12 protein-coding genes are annotated in these 17,171 nt (G+C 69.6%); 6 read left to right on the top strand and 6 right to left on the bottom strand.

Annotated elements, in window-relative coordinates; genetic code table 11:
• Window positions 1-75: 75 nt before the first annotated feature.
• Window positions 76-3,222 (bottom strand): isoleucine--tRNA ligase, encoded by a 3,147-nt coding sequence (ileS, locus tag ACFQ6X_RS17485; protein WP_383182325.1) that lies wholly within the window; start codon window positions 3,220-3,222, stop codon window positions 76-78.
• A 565-nt stretch (window positions 3,223-3,787) separates the two neighbouring features.
• Between ileS and ACFQ6X_RS17480 the strand changes: the two genes are divergently transcribed.
• From ACFQ6X_RS17480 to ACFQ6X_RS17465, 4 genes are read left to right on the top strand one after another with little or no spacing between them, the layout of a single operon-like run.
• Entirely contained in the window at window positions 3,788-4,609 is an 822-nt protein-coding gene (locus tag ACFQ6X_RS17480) for a TraR/DksA family transcriptional regulator (protein ID WP_383182323.1), read from the top strand.
• 57 nt (window positions 4,610-4,666) lie between these two features.
• Window positions 4,667-5,281, top strand: a complete 615-nt coding sequence (lspA, locus tag ACFQ6X_RS17475; RefSeq protein ID WP_383182321.1) for a signal peptidase II — start codon at window positions 4,667-4,669, stop codon at window positions 5,279-5,281.
• Window positions 5,282-5,304: 23 nt separating this feature from the next.
• Window positions 5,305-6,246: an RluA family pseudouridine synthase gene (locus ACFQ6X_RS17470; protein ID WP_329212032.1), complete on the top strand. Its 942-nt coding sequence runs from the start codon at window positions 5,305-5,307 to the stop codon at window positions 6,244-6,246.
• The gene (locus tag ACFQ6X_RS17465) at window positions 6,243-6,719 is read left to right on the top strand and encodes a GNAT family N-acetyltransferase (protein WP_383182319.1); all 477 of its coding nucleotides are present in this window, start codon (window positions 6,243-6,245) and stop codon (window positions 6,717-6,719) included. Before ACFQ6X_RS17470 ends, ACFQ6X_RS17465 begins: the two co-directional genes overlap by 4 nt.
• 44 nt (window positions 6,720-6,763) lie before the next feature.
• Here the strand turns inward: ACFQ6X_RS17465 and ACFQ6X_RS17460 are convergent, their stop codons facing one another.
• Window positions 6,764-7,909, bottom strand: a complete 1,146-nt coding sequence (locus tag ACFQ6X_RS17460) for a mechanosensitive ion channel family protein (RefSeq protein ID WP_383182317.1) — start codon at window positions 7,907-7,909, stop codon at window positions 6,764-6,766.
• 37 nt (window positions 7,910-7,946) lie between these two features.
• Here ACFQ6X_RS17460 and ACFQ6X_RS17455 point away from each other — a divergent pair, with 37 nt between their 5' ends.
• A complete protein-coding gene (locus tag ACFQ6X_RS17455) occupies window positions 7,947-8,531 on the top strand; it encodes a dienelactone hydrolase family protein (RefSeq protein ID WP_383182315.1) in 585 nt (194 codons plus the stop codon).
• 81 nt (window positions 8,532-8,612) lie between these two features.
• On the opposite strand, the gene ACFQ6X_RS17450 is transcribed toward ACFQ6X_RS17455, so the two are convergent.
• The 4 genes from ACFQ6X_RS17450 to ACFQ6X_RS17435 form a co-directional block, all read right to left on the bottom strand.
• Window positions 8,613-10,262: an alkaline phosphatase D family protein gene (locus tag ACFQ6X_RS17450; protein ID WP_383182313.1), complete on the bottom strand. Its 1,650-nt coding sequence runs from the start codon at window positions 10,260-10,262 to the stop codon at window positions 8,613-8,615.
• A gap of 147 nt (window positions 10,263-10,409) precedes the next feature.
• Window positions 10,410-11,225, bottom strand: a complete 816-nt coding sequence (locus ACFQ6X_RS17445; RefSeq protein ID WP_383182311.1) for a DsbA family protein — start codon at window positions 11,223-11,225, stop codon at window positions 10,410-10,412.
• 55 nt (window positions 11,226-11,280) lie between these two features.
• Entirely contained in the window at window positions 11,281-12,006 is a 726-nt protein-coding gene (locus tag ACFQ6X_RS17440) for a hypothetical protein (RefSeq protein ID WP_383182309.1), read from the bottom strand.
• A 45-nt stretch (window positions 12,007-12,051) separates the two neighbouring features.
• Complete coding sequence (locus ACFQ6X_RS17435; RefSeq protein WP_383182307.1) at window positions 12,052-13,377, bottom strand: DUF2252 domain-containing protein; 1,326 nt, start codon at window positions 13,375-13,377, stop codon at window positions 12,052-12,054.
• A 169-nt stretch (window positions 13,378-13,546) separates the two neighbouring features.
• On the opposite strand from ACFQ6X_RS17435, the gene dnaE reads away from it, so the two are divergent.
• Window positions 13,547-17,086 (top strand): DNA polymerase III subunit alpha, encoded by a 3,540-nt coding sequence (dnaE, locus tag ACFQ6X_RS17430; protein WP_383182305.1) that lies wholly within the window; start codon window positions 13,547-13,549, stop codon window positions 17,084-17,086.
• Window positions 17,087-17,171 lie beyond the last annotated feature (85 nt).

Below are 17,171 nucleotides of genomic sequence, written 5' to 3'. Positions count from 1 at the left end.
CCTCAAACGCCGGCGAGGCTTGAACGGAAAGGGCCCGGCCGGAAGGAATCCGGCCGGGCCCTTGCGCGCTGGGGGTCAGCTCGTCTTGCGGAGGCGGAACGTCAGGGACAGGCCCTCGTCCTCGAAGGGCTCGCCGTAGGCCACGTCGGCCTCGCCCTCCGCGTAGTCCAGGGCCAGGACCTCGTCCGCGATCAGCGACGCGTGCTCGGTCAGTGCCTCGGCCGTCGCGGGGGAGGTGGACGTCCAGCGCACCGCGATACGGTCCGCCACGTCCAGGCCGCTGTTCTTGCGGGCCTCCTGGATCAGCCTGATCGCGTCACGGGCCAGTCCCGCGCGCCGCAGCTCCGGGGTGATCTCGAGGTCCAGGGCGACCGTGGCGCCCGAGTCGGAGGCCACCGACCAGCCCTCGCGCGGGGTCTCGGTGATGATGACCTCGTCGGGGGAGAGGGCGATCCGCTCACCGTCGACCTCGACCGACGCGGTGCCCTCGCGCAGGGCCAGCGAGAGCGCGGCGGCGTCGGTGTCCGCGACGGCCTTGGCCACCGCCTGGACGCCCTTGCCGAAGCGCTTGCCCAGGGCCCGGAAGTTCGCCTTCGCCGTCGTGTCGACCAGCGAGCCGCCGACCTCGGACAGGGAGGCCAGCGAGGAGACGTTCAGCTCCTCCGTGATCTGGGCGTGCAGCTCGGCGGAGAGGTTCTCGAAGCCCGAGGCCGCGACCAGGGCGCGGGACAGCGGCTGACGGGTCTTGACGCCCGACTCGGCCCGCGTGGCACGCCCCAGCTCCACCAGACGACGGACCAGCGCCATCTGCGTGGAGAGCGCGGGGTCGATCGCCGACAGGTCCGCCTTGGGCCAGGTGGACAGGTGCACCGACTCCGGGGCGTCCGGGGTGACGGGGGCGACCAGGTCCTGCCAGACACGCTCCGTGATGAACGGGGTCAGCGGGGCCATCAGCCGGGTGACCGTCTCGACGACCTCGTGCAGCGTGCGCAGCGCCGCCTTGTCGCCCTGCCAGAAGCGGCGGCGCGAGCGGCGTACGTACCAGTTGGACAGATCGTCGACGAACGAGGACAGCAGCTTGCCGGCGCGCTGGGTGTCGTAGCTCTCCAGCGCCTGGGTGACCTGGTCCACCAGAGCGTTCAGCTCGCTCAGCAGCCAGCGGTCCAGGACCGTGCGATCGGCCGGTGCCGGATCGGCCGCGGACGGCGCCCAGCCGGACGTACGGGCGTACAGGGCCTGGAAGGCGACCGTGTTCCAGTAGGTCAGGAGCGTCTTGCGGACGACCTCCTGGATCGTGCCGTGGCCCACACGGCGTGCCGCCCACGGGGAGCCGCCGGCCGCCATGAACCAGCGCACGGCGTCGGCGCCGTGCTGGTCCATGAGCGGGATCGGCTGGAGGATGTTCCCGAGGTGCTTGGACATCTTGCGGCCGTCCTCGGCGAGGATGTGGCCGAGGCAGACCACGTTCTCGTAACTGGACTTGTCGAAGACGAGCGTGCCGACCGCCATCAGCGTGTAGAACCAGCCGCGGGTCTGGTCGATGGCCTCCGAGATGAACTGCGCCGGGTAGCGGCTCTCGAAGATCTCCTTGTTCTTGTACGGGTAGCCCCACTGGGCGAAAGGCATCGAGCCCGAGTCGTACCAGGCGTCGATGACCTCGGGGACGCGGTACGCCTCCAGCTGGCAGTTCTCCTGCGAGCAGGTGAACGTGATCTCGTCGATGAACGGACGGTGCGGGTCCAGGTCCGACTGGTCGGTCCCGGTGAGCCCGGAGAGCTCGGCGCGGGAGCCCACACAGGTCAGGTGGTTGTCCTCGCAGCGCCAGATGGGCAGCGGGGTGCCCCAGTAGCGGTTGCGGGACAGGGCCCAGTCGACGTTGTTGTTCAGCCAGTCACCGAAGCGGCCGGTCTTGACCGAGTCCGGGAACCAGTTGGTCTTCTCGTTCTCCTCGAGAAGCCGGTCCTTGACGGCCGTCGTGCGGATGTACCAGGACGGCTGCGCGTAGTACAGCAGCGCCGTGTGGCAGCGCCAGCAGTGCGGGTAGCTGTGCTCGTACGGGACGTGGCGGAAGAGCTTCCCGCGGGCGTCCAGGTCCGCGGTGAGCGCCTCGTCGGCCTTCTTGAAGAAGACGCCGCCGACCAGCGGCAGGTCCTCCTCGAAGGTTCCGTCGGGGCGGACCGGGTTCACGACCGGAAGGCCGTAGGAGCGGCAGACGACGAGGTCGTCGGCGCCGAAGGCGGGGGACTGGTGGACCAGACCCGTACCGTCCTCGGTCGTGACGTACTCGGCGTTGACGACGTAGTGGGCCTCGGCCGGGAAGTCGACGAGCTGGAACGGGCGCTCGTACGTCCAGCGCTCCATCTCGCGGCCGGTGAAGGACTGGCCGGTGAGCTCCCAGCCCTCGCCGAGAGCCTTCTCGACCAGCGGCCGGGCGACGACCAGCTTCTCCTCGCCGTTCGTCGCGACGACGTAGGTGACGTCGGGGTGCGCGGCGACGGCGGTGTTGGAGACCAGGGTCCAGGGGGTGGTCGTCCAGACCAGGAGGGCCGCCTCGCCGGCCAGCGGGCCGCTCGTGAGCGGGAAGCGCACGAAGACCGAGGGGTCGACGACCGTCTCGTAGCCCTGGGCCAGCTCGTGGTCGGAGAGGCCGGTGCCGCAGCGCGGGCACCAGGGGGCGACGCGGTGGTCCTGGACCAGCAGGTCCTTGTTGAAGATCTCCTTCAGGGACCACCACACGGAGTCGACGTACTCCGGGTCCATCGTGCGGTAGGCGTCGTCGAGGTCGACCCAGTAGCCCATGCGGGTCGTGAGCTCGGTGAAGGCGTCGGTGTGCCGGGTCACCGACTCACGGCACTTGGCGTTGAACTCGGCGATGCCGTACGCCTCGATGTCCTTCTTGCCGTTGAAGCCCAGCTCCTTCTCGACCGCGAGCTCCACCGGCAGGCCGTGACAGTCCCAGCCGGCCTTGCGACCGACGTGGTAGCCCTGCATGGTGCGGAAGCGGGGGAAGACGTCCTTGAAGACGCGGGCCTCGATGTGGTGGGCCCCGGGCATGCCGTTGGCGGTCGGCGGGCCCTCGTAGAAGACCCACTCGGGGCGGCCCTCGGACTGTTCGAGGCTCTTGTTGAAGACCTTGTTGTCACGCCAGAAGTCGAGCACGGCGTGCTCGAGGGCGGGCAGGTCGACCTGGGCGGGTACCTGGCGGTACTGCGGCGATGTCATGTGCGGGCTTCCTCCGGCGGACGTGTTCCACTTCCGTCGGAGGGACGAGAACCGGCAGGCTCCCGCGGTACCACCCTCCTTGGCCCCGGGCATGCGCCCTTGGCCCCCTCATTGGGGTCGCGATGCCGGGTCTACTCGCCCTGTGCCCGTGGGCGGAGCCCACGGTCCAAAGCTTTCTTCCGGCGGCTCCGGGGTGATCTTCACGACGCGCTCGCCCCCGGGCTCCCACCGTCCCCGGGTCGCTGCGGGCTGCGTACGACGCTACTCGTCCCATCCATGCCTCTCGCTGCGGCCAGTGTACGGGCCCGTACGGGCGACGGCCGACCGGTTTACCGGCGGGGTGCGGCGTGACCCGAATGGCCAGACGGGGCGGAGGGAGTCCTGGCGGGCGTATCGGGAGCGGATTACCGCGCGGGGAGCTGGGCACAACGGTTGCAGGCGCGTCACGACCCGGGCACGGGGAGGGGCGAACCGGCGGCGTGCCCCGTTGCCGTGGGGCTGGGGTCGATTTATCGTCCCAGCACGATTCGCGTGCAAGATCACAATATGTGAAGGGGCCGCGGCCATGGTGGCGAAGAAGACCGCCGTAACAGGAACGGCGTCGGCGAGATCCACGGGTCCGGTGGCCGAGGAGACGACCGGAAAGGCAGCGAAGAAGGCGGCGAAGAAAGCGGTCAGGAAGGCGGCAAAGAAGGCCGTGGCCAAGAAGGCCGCGGCCGGGCCGCCCGACGGGAAGACCGCCGCGAAGAAGAAGGCGGCCTTGCCGCCGGACGAGCAGGAACGGGCCGATCGGGCTCCGGCGCACCACGGGCCGGCGAAGAAGAGCGCAGCCAAGAAGGCTTCGAAGAAGGCCACGGGGGCGGCCCAGGCCGCCGAGCAGACAGGAGCCCACACGGTGGTAGCCAAGAAGAGCGCCGGCCGGACCACGGCGGTAGGAAAGGGCGGTGCCACAGCGGTGCCGCAGGCCCGTGCGGCCGCCGCGACGGCGCCCGGCGAACTGGCGGTCAGGCCGGGGGAGGACCCCTGGACCCCCGACGAGGTCGCGGAGGCGAGGACGGAGCTGTCCAGCGAGGTCATCCGGCTGCGCAGCGAGCTGGAGGCATCGGGAGCGGCCCTGGCCGGGCTGATGCGGGACTCCGGGGACGGGGCGGGTGACGACGAGGCGGACACCGGCACGAAGAACATCACGCGCGAGCACGAACTGTCCCTGGCGGCCAACGCCCAGGAGATGCTGGAACAGACCGAACGCGCCCTCGCCAGGCTCGACGCGGGGACGTACGGGCTGTGCGAGATCTGCGGCAACCCGATCGGCAAGGCGCGCATGCAGGCGTTCCCCCGGGCCACGCTGTGCGTCGAGGACAAACAGAAGCAGGAGCGACGCGGTTGACCGAGGCGGTGTGTCGTACCCTCGTCCTCAGTCAGGCACCTAGGTTGAGGGACTCACGTGGCAGAGGCGGAGCGCATCATCGGTACGCCGGATATCCCTGATGCCGAGGGGGCTGACGGGGCAGAGCCCCAGCAGCCCTCCGAGGGCGCGACTCAGGCCGGGAGCGACGACAAGGGCGGCGGCAGGGGCAGGCGGAAGATCCTCGTGCTCTTCGTCGTGGCCGTGGTCGCCTACCTGCTGGACCTGGTCAGCAAGATGATCGTGGTCGCGAAGCTGGAGCACCAGGAGCCCATCGAGATCTTCGGCGACTGGCTGAAGCTCGACGCCATCCGGAACGCGGGTGCCGCGTTCGGGATGGGCGAGGCGTTCACGGTGATCTTCACGGCCATCGCCGCGGTCGTGATCGTGGTGATCGCCAGGCTCGCGCGCAAGCTCTACAGCCTGCCCTGGGCCATCGCCCTCGGGCTGCTGCTCGGCGGAGCGCTCGGCAACCTCACCGACCGCATCTTCCGCGCACCCGGCGTCTTCGAAGGCGCGGTGGTGGACTTCATCGCCCCCGCGCACTTCGCCGTCTTCAACCTCGCCGACTCCGCGATCGTCTGCGGCGGGATCCTGATCGTGATCCTTTCCTTCAAGGGCCTGGACCCCGACGGCACCGTGCACAAGGACTAGTGGGCGCAAGGCATACTCGACAGGTGAGTACGTATCCCGAGGTCCGCACCCTGCCCGTACCCGACGGTCTGGAAGGCGAGCGTGTAGACGCCGCCATCTCCAGGATGTTCGGTTTCTCCCGTACCAAGGCCGCCGAGCTGGCCGCAGCCGGGAAGGTCCAGGTGGACGGTGCGGTGGCCGGGAAGTCCGAGCGGGTGCACGGCGGCGCCTGGCTGGAAGTGGAGATGCCGCAGGCAGCCGCTCCGGTCCAGATCGTCGCCGAGCCCGTCGAGGGCATGGAGATCGTGCACGACGACGACGACATCGTCGTGATCATGAAGCCCGTGGGCGTCGCGGCCCACCCCAGCCCCGGCTGGACCGGCACCACGGTCATCGGCGGCCTCGCGGCGGCCGGCTACCGGATCTCCACCTCGGGTGCCGCCGAGCGCCAGGGCATCGTGCACCGGCTGGACGTCGGCACCTCCGGGCTGATGGTCGTGGCCAAGTCCGAGCGCGCCTACACCCTGCTCAAGGCCCAGTTCCGCGACCGGGTCGTCGAGAAGAAGTACCACGCGCTGGTCCAGGGCCACCCGGACCCGATGAGCGGCACCATCGACGCCCCCATCGGGCGCCACCCGCAGCACGACTACAAGTGGGCCGTCACCGCCGAGGGCAAGCCCTCCGTGACGCACTACGACCTCATCGAGGCCTACCGCGCCGCCAGCCTGCTGGACATCAAGCTGGAGACCGGGCGCACCCACCAGATCCGGGTGCACATGTCCGCCCACCGCCACCCCTGCGTCGGCGACCTGACCTACGGCGCCGACCCGACCATGGCCAAGCGCCTCGGTCTGACCCGCCAGTGGCTGCACGCGGTCCGGCTCGGCTTCGAGCACCCCTCGGACGGCAGCTGGGTCGAGTTCTCCAGCACCTACCCGGACGACCTGCGCCACGCCCTCGAGACGATCGCGGCGGAGAGCGAGTGAGCACCGCGCCCGCCCCGTACAGCACCCGCAGGGCCGTCGAGAAGAACGATCTCTCGGCGTGCTTCCAGGTCCGCAAGAACGTCTTCGTCGGTGAGCAGCAGGTGCCCGAGGAGATCGAGTACGACGCCTACGACGCCGACGCGGTCCACGTCCTCGCCGTTGCGGCGGACGGCTCCGCGCTCGGTACGGGCAGGCTGCTGCACGGCTCCGCGGCGGCGGGCAGGACCGGCGGCGCCGAAGCCGTCGGCTCCCTCGGCAGGCTGGCCGTGACGCGCGAGGCGCGCGGCCTCGGGGTCGGTGCCGCGCTGGTGCGCGCCATCGAGGACGAGGCACGCACCCTCGGCCTGACCGCCGTCGACCTGCACGCCCAGACCCACGCGCTCGGCTTCTACGAGCGGCTCGGCTACGTGGCCTACGGCCCCGAATTCCCGGACGCCGGAATGCCGCACCGGGCGATGCGCCGCACCCTCTGACCGGCTCGCCCACCGGAGGCGCCCGGCGACGCCCGTGAGGGCGGTCAGCCGCGGCCCGTACGCGGTGCCCTGCCCGGGGCCGGAACCCGGCCCTCGGGACGGTCACGGCCGCCGTCCCGCGCACCCGTCAGCTCCGGCCAGTGGTCGCCCGGCGGCAGTACCGCGGGCGAGGTCACGATCCGCGGCAGCGCGTACGGGTGGTGGTCACGCAGCCAGCCGACGAGCTGCTCCCGCACCGCACAGCGCACCGTCCAGATGTCGTCCGCGTCCTTCGCGGTGACCACGGCCCGCACCTCGATCGTCGACGCCGTGGTGTCCGTGACGGCCAGGGACCAGTCGCGGCCGTCCCAGGCGGCGCAATCGCCGAGGATCTCGCGCAGCTGTTCACGCATCGCGGCGACCGGCGCCGAGTGGTCGAGCTGGAAGAAGACCGTGCCGGTCATCTGGATTCCGCCGCGCGACCAGTTCTCGAACGGCTTGCTGGTGAAGTACGACACGGGCATGGTGATCCGCCGCTCGTCCCAGGTCCGCACGGCGAGGAAGGTCAGGGTGATCTCCTCCACGGTGCCCCACTCGCCGTCCACCACCACGGTGTCGCCGATCCGGACCATGTCGCCGAAAGCGATCTGGAAGCCGGCGAAGAGGTTGCCGAGCGTCGACTGGGCCGCGACACCGGCGACGATGCCGAGCACACCGGCGGAGGCCAGCATCGAGGTGCCGACGGTGCGCATCGCCGGGAAGGTCAGCAGCATCGCCGCGACCGCCACCGTCGCCACCACGGCGGTGACCACACGCTGGATCAGCGTGACCTGGGTCCGTACCCGGCGGACCCGGGCCGGGTCGCGGGTGGACGTCGCGTAGCGGGCGTACGAGGACTCCACGGCGGTGGCCGCGACACGCAGCACCAGCCAGGCCGACGCCGCGATCAGCACCAGCGTCATGGCCTGGCCGATCCCGGCCCGGTGGTCCCGTACCGGGTCGAGGCGTATGTGGATGTAGGTGGCCCGCAGCAGCGCCGTGCAGAGCACCACCTGCAGCGGAGGCCGGCAGCGCCGCAGCAGGCCCCAGACGGGCGTCTCGCTGTGGCGGCTGTCGGCCCGGCGCAGCAGCAGATCGACCAGCCAGCCCACCAGCAGAGTGATCACCAGCGATCCGCCCAGCACGAGCAGCGGTCGCACTACGTTCTCCATTCCCCGGTCCTCCAAGTGTTGGGGCACAGCTGGCACCATGGACGCCATGAACATCATGCTTTTCCACTCGACCATCGGTCTGCGGCCCGCTGTGCACGCGGCTGCCGACCGGCTGCGTGCAGCCGGGCATGAGGTGCGCGTGCCCGATCTCTTCGAGGGGCACACCTTCGACACGGTCGAGGAAGGAATGGCTTTCCAGCAGCAGGTGGGCAAGGACGAGCTGCTCAAGCGCGCCGTGCTGGCCGCCGCACCCTATTCCGACCAGGGCCTTGTGTACGTGGGCTTCTCCTTCGGGGCGTCGGTGGCGCAGACCCTCGCGCTCGGCGACGCCAAGGCGCGCGGGCTGCTGCTGCTCCACGGCACGTCGGACATCGCGGAGACCGCTTCGGTGGACGAACTGCCGGTGCAGCTGCACGTGGCCGACCCCGATCCGTTCGAGTCGCACGACTGGCTGAACAGCTGGTACCTGCAGATGCAGCGGACCGGCGCGGATGTCGAGGTCTACCGCTACCCCGGGGCCGGGCACCTGTTCACCGACCCGGACCTGCCCGACTACGACGAGGAGTCGGCCGAGCTGGCCTGGAAGGTCGGGCTCGGGTTCCTCGCCACGCTCCAGGCATGAGGGAGGGCCCCGCACCTCGGTGCGGGGCCCCCTCACTGCGCTCCCCGGCCTTTGCGGGCCGGACCTGGCTCCTCGGCGTGGTCAGCGCACAGGGGCGTCGGCCCGTTCGATCTTCTGGGTTCCGCTGCGCGTACGGTACGAGCGGACCCAGGACGCGGTCGCGTCCTTCTTCGTCTTGTCCGAGATCATGTAGTAGTCCATCTGCGACCGTTCGGCTGTCACATCGAGGACGCCGTAGCCGTGCGAGTCCAGGTCGATCCACTTCACATGGCGGTTGGCGGCCTTGACCGCTGCCGCGGCGACCACCGAGACGGTCTGGGGTGCCACCCGGAGGATGTCGTCCAGGTTGTCCGAAGTCACCGAGGTCACCACGAACTCGGTGGCCGCCGAGGCCGAGAGCGGGTACGTCGCGGCCTTCACGGGAACGTCGTTGGCCCACGCCATGTGGATGTCACCCGTCAGGAAGACCGTGTTGGTCACCGACCGGTCCCGCAGGTGCGAGATCAGCTCCTTGCGGTCGTCCGTGTAGCCGTCCCACTGGTCGACGTTGACCGCGAGCCCCTCCCCGGGAAGCCCCAGCAACTCCGCGAGCGGCGCCAGCAGATGGGCCGGCAGCGCGCCGAAGGCGACCGGCGAGATCATCACCGAGGTGCCGACCAGCTTCCACCTGGCGTCCGATCCTGCAAGCCCGGCCTTCAGCCAGTCCAGCTGCGCCCGCCCGGTGATCGAGCGCTCCGGGTCGTCGACCGCGCCGTTGCCGATGGACGCCTGCTCGGAGCGGAAGCTGCGCAGGTCGAGCAGGTGCAGCTCGGCCAGGCTGCCGAAGCTCAGACGCCGGTAGACGGTTCCCTCGGTGGAGGCGCGGACCGGCATCCACTCGAAGTACGCCTGCTTCGCGGCGGCGACCCGTGCGGCCCAGGCGCCCTCGGTGCCCGGGGTGTGGTTCTCGGCTCCGCCCGACCACGCGTCGTTCGCGAATTCGTGGTCGTCCCAGATCGCGATCACCGGGTGGGCGGCGTGCAGCGACTGGAGGTCGGTGTCCGTCTTGTACGTGCCGTGCCTGGTCCGGTAGTCGGCGAGGGTGAGGATCTCGTGGAGCGGGGCATGGGGGCGCACCACGGTGTCCTGGGTCGGATAACTGCCCGACGCGTACTCGTAGATGTAGTCGCCCAGGTGGAGGACGGCGTCCAGGTCCGCGCGGGCCGCGAGATGCCGGTACGGGGAGAACCAGCCGGCCTCCCAGTTGGCGCAGGACACCACGCCGAAGCGGATCCCCGGGGTGGCCGTGCCCGCGGCGGGAGCCGTGCGGGTGCGGCCGACGGGGGAGCGGACCGGTTCCCCGCTGCCCGCGGAGAAACGGAAGTAGTACGTCGTCGCGGGGCGCAGTCCACGGACGTCGGCCTTGACCGTGTGGTCGGAGGCGGCCTTCGAGACGGCCGTGCCCTGCGCCGCTATCCGGGAGAAGGCCTTGTCCTCGGCGATCTCCCAGCGCACCGACGTATCGGCGCCGCGGCCGGAGCCGGGCACGGCGTCAGCGGTGGGAGTGACTCGGGTCCAGAGCAGGATGCCGTCGGGCAGCGGATCGCCCGAGGCCACGCCGTGCAGGAAGGCCGGGGCCTCGGCGGCCCGGGCACTGGTGGCGGATGCGAGCACGGGGGCGGCGACCGCTGTGGCGGCGGCGGCTCTGACGACCGTGCGGCGGCTGGGTGCGGAAAGATGTCGACTGGTCACGGACGATCACCCTACTGGTGGGTAGAGCGAACAGGCGGGCGAACAAAGGAAGTTCGCCCGCCTGTTGGGTATTCGCCGCCCGGAGTTACGTCCGGGGTGTGCCCGGGGCCGCAGGTTCTCCCGTCGGCTCCCGGGTTCGTGGAGCCGTCAGCCCTTCAGCGCCTTGGTGATCGCCGCGTTGTACTCGGCCACCGTCATCGGCGCGTTCTTGCTGCCCTCGGCGGTGACGGTCTTGCCGTCCATCTTCAGCGTCGGCGTGCCCTTGACCCCGCTCTTGTCGAACGTCTTGGACATCTTGATCGCCCAGGCGTCGAACGTACCGTCCTCGACGTCCTTCTGGAACGCGGTGTTGCCCTTCAGCGCGTCCACCGAGTCCGCCACCTCGATCAGGTAGCTGTCCTTGGCGAACTTGTCCTGGCTCTCCTCCGGGTGGTACTTCGCGGAGTACAGGGCGGCCTTGTAGTCCAGGAAGGCCTCGGGGCTGACATCGAGCGCCGCGCCCAGCGCACTCAGGGCGTTCTTGGAGCCCTCGCCGTTGTCGGAGTTGTCGATGAAGGTCGCACCGACGTACTTGATCTTGTACTTGCCGGCGTCGACGTCCTTGGCGACCGTTTCGCCGACCGTCTGCTCGAACGTGGCGCAGATCGGGCAGCGCGAGTCCTCGTACAGCTCCAGGGTCTTCTTGGCGGTCGACTCGCCGATGACGACGGTCGTGCCGTTGTCGCCCGAGGTGTTCTTCGGCGCGGTCACGTTCTTCGCGTCCGCGGCCGCCTCCCAGCCGGAGGGCTTGTTCAGCTGCATCACGCCATAGCTGACGCCGCCCGCGATCGCCAGCACGGCGACCACGGAGACCCCGACGACGACCTGCTTGCGGACCTTGTCCTTCTTGGCCTGGCGCTCGCGCTCGACGCGCAGCCGCTCACGGGCGGCTGACTTGTTGGCCTGGCTGTTGCGGTTGCTCATGACTGCTTCTCCGTGTGTACGTGTGGGGTGGTTCCGGGGTCTGCCGCGGTCGTGCTCAGGAAAGGGCACAGGCCGAAAGCGGCGGTCCCCTCCGTCCCACGGAGTGCACGAGGAGGCGGGCCGGGAAGAGCGGGTCGGCCCGTCCGCCGGAGCGCGCATCGCGCCGTGCGTGGCGCCGGGCGGTCCCCAGCACGGCGACCGCGGTCAGCAGCGGCCGGAACGCGACCGCGGCCGCCGCGCGCAGCAGCCCCGCCAGCGCGGACTCACCGCGCCGCAGCCAGGCCGCGGCCAGCAGGCCCACGGTCACGTGCGCGGCGAGCAGCAGCCACGGCACGGCGGGACCGGGCGAGGCCAGCAGGGCGGCCGCGCGGTCGCCCGTGCCGGTCACCCCCGCCAGAGGTGTACCGACGGCGGCCACACCCGCGAGATGCGAGGAGCCCGTGCCCGCCTCACCGCCGCACAGCACATCGACGCCCACGGAGCGCAGCGGGCCCGCGATCGGGCCGCCCGCCGCCCCGTAGCAGAGGTGCTGTCCGGTGGTGAACACGGTGTCGGCGGCCAGCTCCAGCGGAACCAGCAGCCCGGCGATCGCCCCGAAGCCGCGCTCCCGGCCCGCCAGCGCGAACGCCACGGCGAAGACGGCCCCGGCCAGCAGGACGACCGCCGTCAGCGGCAGCGGGACCCGGGAGAGCAGCACATGGGACGCGGAGGAGAGCGTGACGACGAGCGCGGTGAACAGCGCCGCGCGTACCGCTCTGAACTGCGTCCCTGATACGTCCATCGCCGGAGAGTGTGCCATGTGAACCTGTAAGCGAGTCCTAAGGACCTACAGGCCGGGGATGCGGCCGTTGCGGAAGAGGTCCACGAAGATCTGATGATCGGCACGGGCACGGGCGCCGTAGCTGTGCGCGAAGTCGACCAGCAGCTCCGCGAAGCCCCTCTCGTCCGCCGCGATCGCCGCGTCGATCGCACGCTCCGTGGAGAACGGCACCAGTGAGTGCCCGCTCTCGTCGTCCGCCGCCGAGTGCATCGTCGCCGTCGCCCGGCCGAGGTCGGCGACGACCGCCGCGATCTCCTCCGGCTCGTCGATGTCGGACCAGTCCAGATCGACCGCGTACGGCGAGACCTCGGCGACCAGCTGACCCGCCCCGTCCAGCTCCGTCCAGCCCAGCCACGGGTCGGCGTGCGCCTGCAGCGCGCGCTGCGAGATCACCGTGCGGTGCCCCTCGTGCTGGAAGTAGTCCCGCACGGCCGTGTCCGTGATGTGCCGCGAGACCGCCGGGGTCTGCGCCTGCTTGAGGTAGATCACCACATCGTTCTCCAGGGCGTCGCTGTTGCCCTCCAGAAGGATGTTGTACGAGGGCAGGCCCGCCGACCCGATACCGATGCCGCGACGGCCGACGACGTCCTTGACCCGGTAGGAGTCCGGCCGGGTCAGGCTCGACTCGGGGAGCGTCTCCAGATAGCCGTCGAACGCGGCGAGCACCTTGTACCGGGTCGCGGCGTCCAGGTCGATCGCACCGCCGCCGGCCGCGAAGCGGCGCTCGAAGTCCCTGATCTCCGTCATCGAGTCCAGCAGCCCGAAACGGGTCAGGGACCGGGCGTCACGCAGCGCGTCGAGCAGCGGACCCTCGGCGGTGTCCAGGGTGAAGGGCGGCACCTCGTCGTTCTTCGCGCCCGTCGCCAGGGCATGGATCCGCTCCCGGTAGGCCGCGGCGTAGACCCGGACGAGCTCGGTGATCTGGTCGTCGCCCAGCGCCTTCGCGTAACCGATCAGGGCGACGGAGGCGGCGAAGCGCTTGAGGTCCCAGGTGAACGGGCCGACATAGGCCTCGTCGAAGTCGTTGACGTTGAAGATCAGCCGGCCGTTGGCGTCCATGTACGTGCCGAAGTTCTCCGCGTGCAGATCGCCGTGGATCCAGACCCGGCTCGTGCGCTCGTCGAGGTACGGCCCGCCGCGCTGCTCGCGGTCCAGATCGGCGTAGAACAGTCCGGCCGAGCCGCGGTAGAAGGCGAAGGCCGAGCCCGCCATCTTGCGGAACTTCACCCGGAAAGCGGCGGGATCGGCGGCCAGGAGCTCACCGAAAGCGGTGTCGAAAACGGCAAGGATCTGCTCCCCGCGCTGCTCGCCGCTGGGCTGCGTGTCCGACATCGCTGGGTGCCTCCTGCTACATGGCGTTCATGACAAATGGGGCGGGTGTCCCCGCCCTTCCAACGCGCGACCGTACCCCGGAGTGCCCGTCGCCTGTCACCTCCAAGACGTAGACTTCCCCGCTGTCCCCCCAAGCCGTCATTGCCAGTTTTCCCGGAGGCACAGCGCCGTGACCAAGCCGCCCTTCACGCACCTGCACGTCCACACCCAGTACTCGCTGCTGGACGGTGCCGCGCGGCTCAAGGACATGTTCGAGGCGTGCAACGAGATGGGCATGTCGCACATCGCGATGACCGACCACGGCAACCTCCACGGTGCCTACGACTTCTTCCACTCGGCGAAGAAGGCCGGGGTGACGCCCATCATCGGGATCGAGGCCTACGTCGCCCCCGAGTCGCGCAAGCACAAGCGCAAGATCCAGTGGGGCCAGCCGCACCAGAAGCGCGACGACGTGTCCGGCTCCGGCGGTTACACCCACAAGACGATCTGGGCGGCGAACAGCACCGGGCTGCACAACCTCTTCAAGCTGTCCTCCGACGCGTACGCCGAGGGCTGGCTGCAGAAGTGGCCGCGTATGGACAGGGAGACCATCTCCCAGTGGTCCGAAGGCCTGATCGCGTCCACCGGCTGCCCCTCCGGCGAGGTGCAGACCCGGCTCCGGCTCGGACAGTTCGACGAGGCGGTCCAGGCGGCCTCCGACTACAAGGACATCTTCGGCGAGGGCAGGTACTTCCTGGAGCTGATGGACCACGGCATCGAGATCGAGCGCCGGGTCCGCGACGGGCTCCTCGAAATCGGCAAGAAGCTGAACATCCCGCCGCTCGTGACGAACGACTCGCACTACACCTACGCCAGCGAGGCGACGGCGCACGACGCGCTGCTGTGCATCCAGACCGGCAAGAACCTCTCGGACCCGGACCGCTTCCGCTTCGACGGCACCGGCTACTACCTGAAGACGAAGGACGAGATGTACGGGGTCGACTCCTCGGACGCCTGGCAGGAGGGCTGCGCCAACACCCTGCTGGTCGCGCAGCAGATCGACACCGCGGGCATGTTCGAGAAGCGCGACCTGATGCCGAAGTTCGACATCCCGGAGGGCTTCACCGAGGTCACGTGGTTCCAGGAAGAGGTCCGGGTCGGCATGGGCCGCCGCTACCCCGGGGGTGTCCCCGAGGACCGGCAGAAGCAGGCCGAGTACGAGATGGACATCATCATCCAGATGGGGTTCCCGGGGTACTTCCTCGTCGTCGCCGACTTCATCATGTGGGCCAAGAACAACGGCATCGCGGTCGGCCCCGGCCGAGGCTCCGCCGCCGGTTCGATCGTCGCCTACGCCATGGGCATCACCGACCTCGACCCGATCACGCACGGACTGATCTTCGAGCGGTTCCTCAACCCCGAGCGTGTCTCGATGCCCGATGTCGACATCGACTTCGACGAGCGCCGGCGCGTCGAAGTGATCAGGTACGTGACCGAGAAGTACGGCGCCGACAAGGTCGCCATGATCGGCACCTACGGCAAGATCAAGGCCAAGAACGCGATCAAGGACTCCGCCCGCGTCCTCGGCTACCCGTACGCGATGGGTGACCGCCTGACCAAGGCCATGCCCGCCGACGTCCTCGGCAAGGGCATCGACCTCAACGGCATCACCGACCCGAAGCACCCGCGCTACAGCGAGGCGGGCGAGATCCGGGGGATGTACGAGAACGAGCCGGACGTCCAGAAGGTCATCGACACCGCGAAGGGCGTCGAGGGCCTCGTCCGGCAGATGGGTGTGCACGCGGCCGGCGTGATCATGTCCAGCGAGCCCATCGTCGACCACGCCCCGATCTGGGTGCGGCACACCGACGGCGTCACGATCACGCAGTGGGACTACCCGCAGTGCGAGTCGCTCGGCCTGCTCAAGATGGACTTCCTGGGCCTGCGCAACCTGACGATCATGGACGACGCCATCAAGATGGTGAAGGCCAACAAGGGCGTCGACCTGGAGATGCTCGCGCTCCCGCTGGACGACCCCAAGACGTACGAGCTGCTGTGCCGCGGTGACACGCTCGGGGTGTTCCAGTTCGACGGCGGGCCGATGCGTTCGCTGCTGCGCCAGATGCAGCCCGACAACTTCGAGGACATTTCCGCCGTCTCGGCCCTCTACCGGCCGGGCCCGATGGGAATGAACTCCCACACGAACTACGCCGAGCGCAAGAACGCCCGGCAGGAGATCACCCCGATCCACCCGGAGCTGGAGGAGCCCCTCAAGGAGGTCCTCGGGCTCACCTACGGCCTGATCGTCTACCAGGAGCAGGTACAGAAGGCCGCCCAGATCGTCGCCGGGTACTCGCTCGGCGAGGCCGACATCCTGCGCCGCGTGATGGGCAAGAAGAAGGCCGACGAGCTCGCGAAGAACTTCGTCCTCTTCGAGGCGGGCGCCAAGAAGAACGGCTTCTCCGACGCGGCGATCAAGGCCCTGTGGGACGTCCTGGTCCCGTTCGCCGGATACGCGTTCAACAAGGCGCACTCCTCCGCGTACGGCCTGGTCACCTACTGGACCGCGTACCTCAAGGCGAACTACCCCGCCGAGTACATGGCCGCGCTGCTCACCTCGGTCAAGGACGACAAGGACAAGTCCGCGGTCTACCTCAACGAGTGCCGCCGCATGGGCATCAAGGTGCTCCCGCCCAACGTCAACGAGTCCGAGTCGAACTTCGCGGCCCAGGGCGACGACGTGATCCTCTTCGGACTGACCGCCGTCCGCAACGTCGGACAGAACGTGGTCGACTCGATCATCAGGTGCCGCAAGGCCAAGGGGAAGTACTCCACCTTCCCCGACTTCCTCGACAAGGTCGAAGCGGTCGTCTGCAACAAGCGCACCGTGGAGTCGCTCATCAAGGCCGGTGCCTTCGACGAGATGGGCCACACCCGCAAGGGACTCGTCGCCCACCACGAGCCGATGATCGACAACGTGGTGCAGGTCAAGCGCAAGGAGGCCGAGGGGCAGTTCGACCTCTTCGGCGGCATGGGCGACGAGGCGAGCGACGAGCCGGGCTTCGGCCTCGACGTGGAGTTCTCCGACATCGAGTGGGAGAAGTCCTACCTGCTCGCACAGGAACGGGAGATGCTCGGCCTCTACGTCTCCGACCACCCGCTCTTCGGTATCGAGCACGTGCTGTCCGACAAGTCCGACGCCGCGATCTCGCAGCTCACCGGGGGCGAGCACGCCGACGGTGCGATCGTCACCATCGGCGGCATCATCTCGGGCCTCCAGCGCAAGATGACCAAGCAGGGCAACGCCTGGGCCATCGCCACGGTCGAGGACCTCGCGGGCTCCATCGACTGCATGTTCTTCCCCGCCACCTACCAGCTGGTCTCCACCCAGCTCGTCGAGGACACCGTCGTCTTCGTCAAGGGCCGCCTCGACAAGCGCGAGGACGTGCCCCGCCTGGTCGCCATGGAGATGCAGGTTCCCGACATCTCGTCGGCCGGGACCAACGCGCCGGTCGTGCTGACCATCCCCACCGTCAAGATCACCCCGCCCATGGTCAGCAGGCTCGGCGAGGTCCTCAGCAGCCACCGGGGCGACACCGAGGTGCGCATCAGGCTCCAGGGCCCCCGCAAGACCACGGTGCTGCGGCTCGACCGGCACCGGGTCAAGCCCGACCCGGCGCTCTTCGGCGACCTGAAGGTGCTGCTCGGCCCGTCCTGCCTGGCCGGCTGAGCCCGCCCGGACCTGCGAGAGGGGCGCCCCCCCCCCGGCGGGGCGCCCCCCCCCCGCCGGGGGGCCCCAGGGACCCCGCCGTGTT

This window comes from Streptomyces sp. NPDC056452, assembly GCF_042796085.1.
Classification (GTDB): domain Bacteria; phylum Actinomycetota; class Actinomycetes; order Streptomycetales; family Streptomycetaceae; genus Streptomyces.
This window is presented reverse-complemented; position numbering and strand designations above follow the sequence as displayed.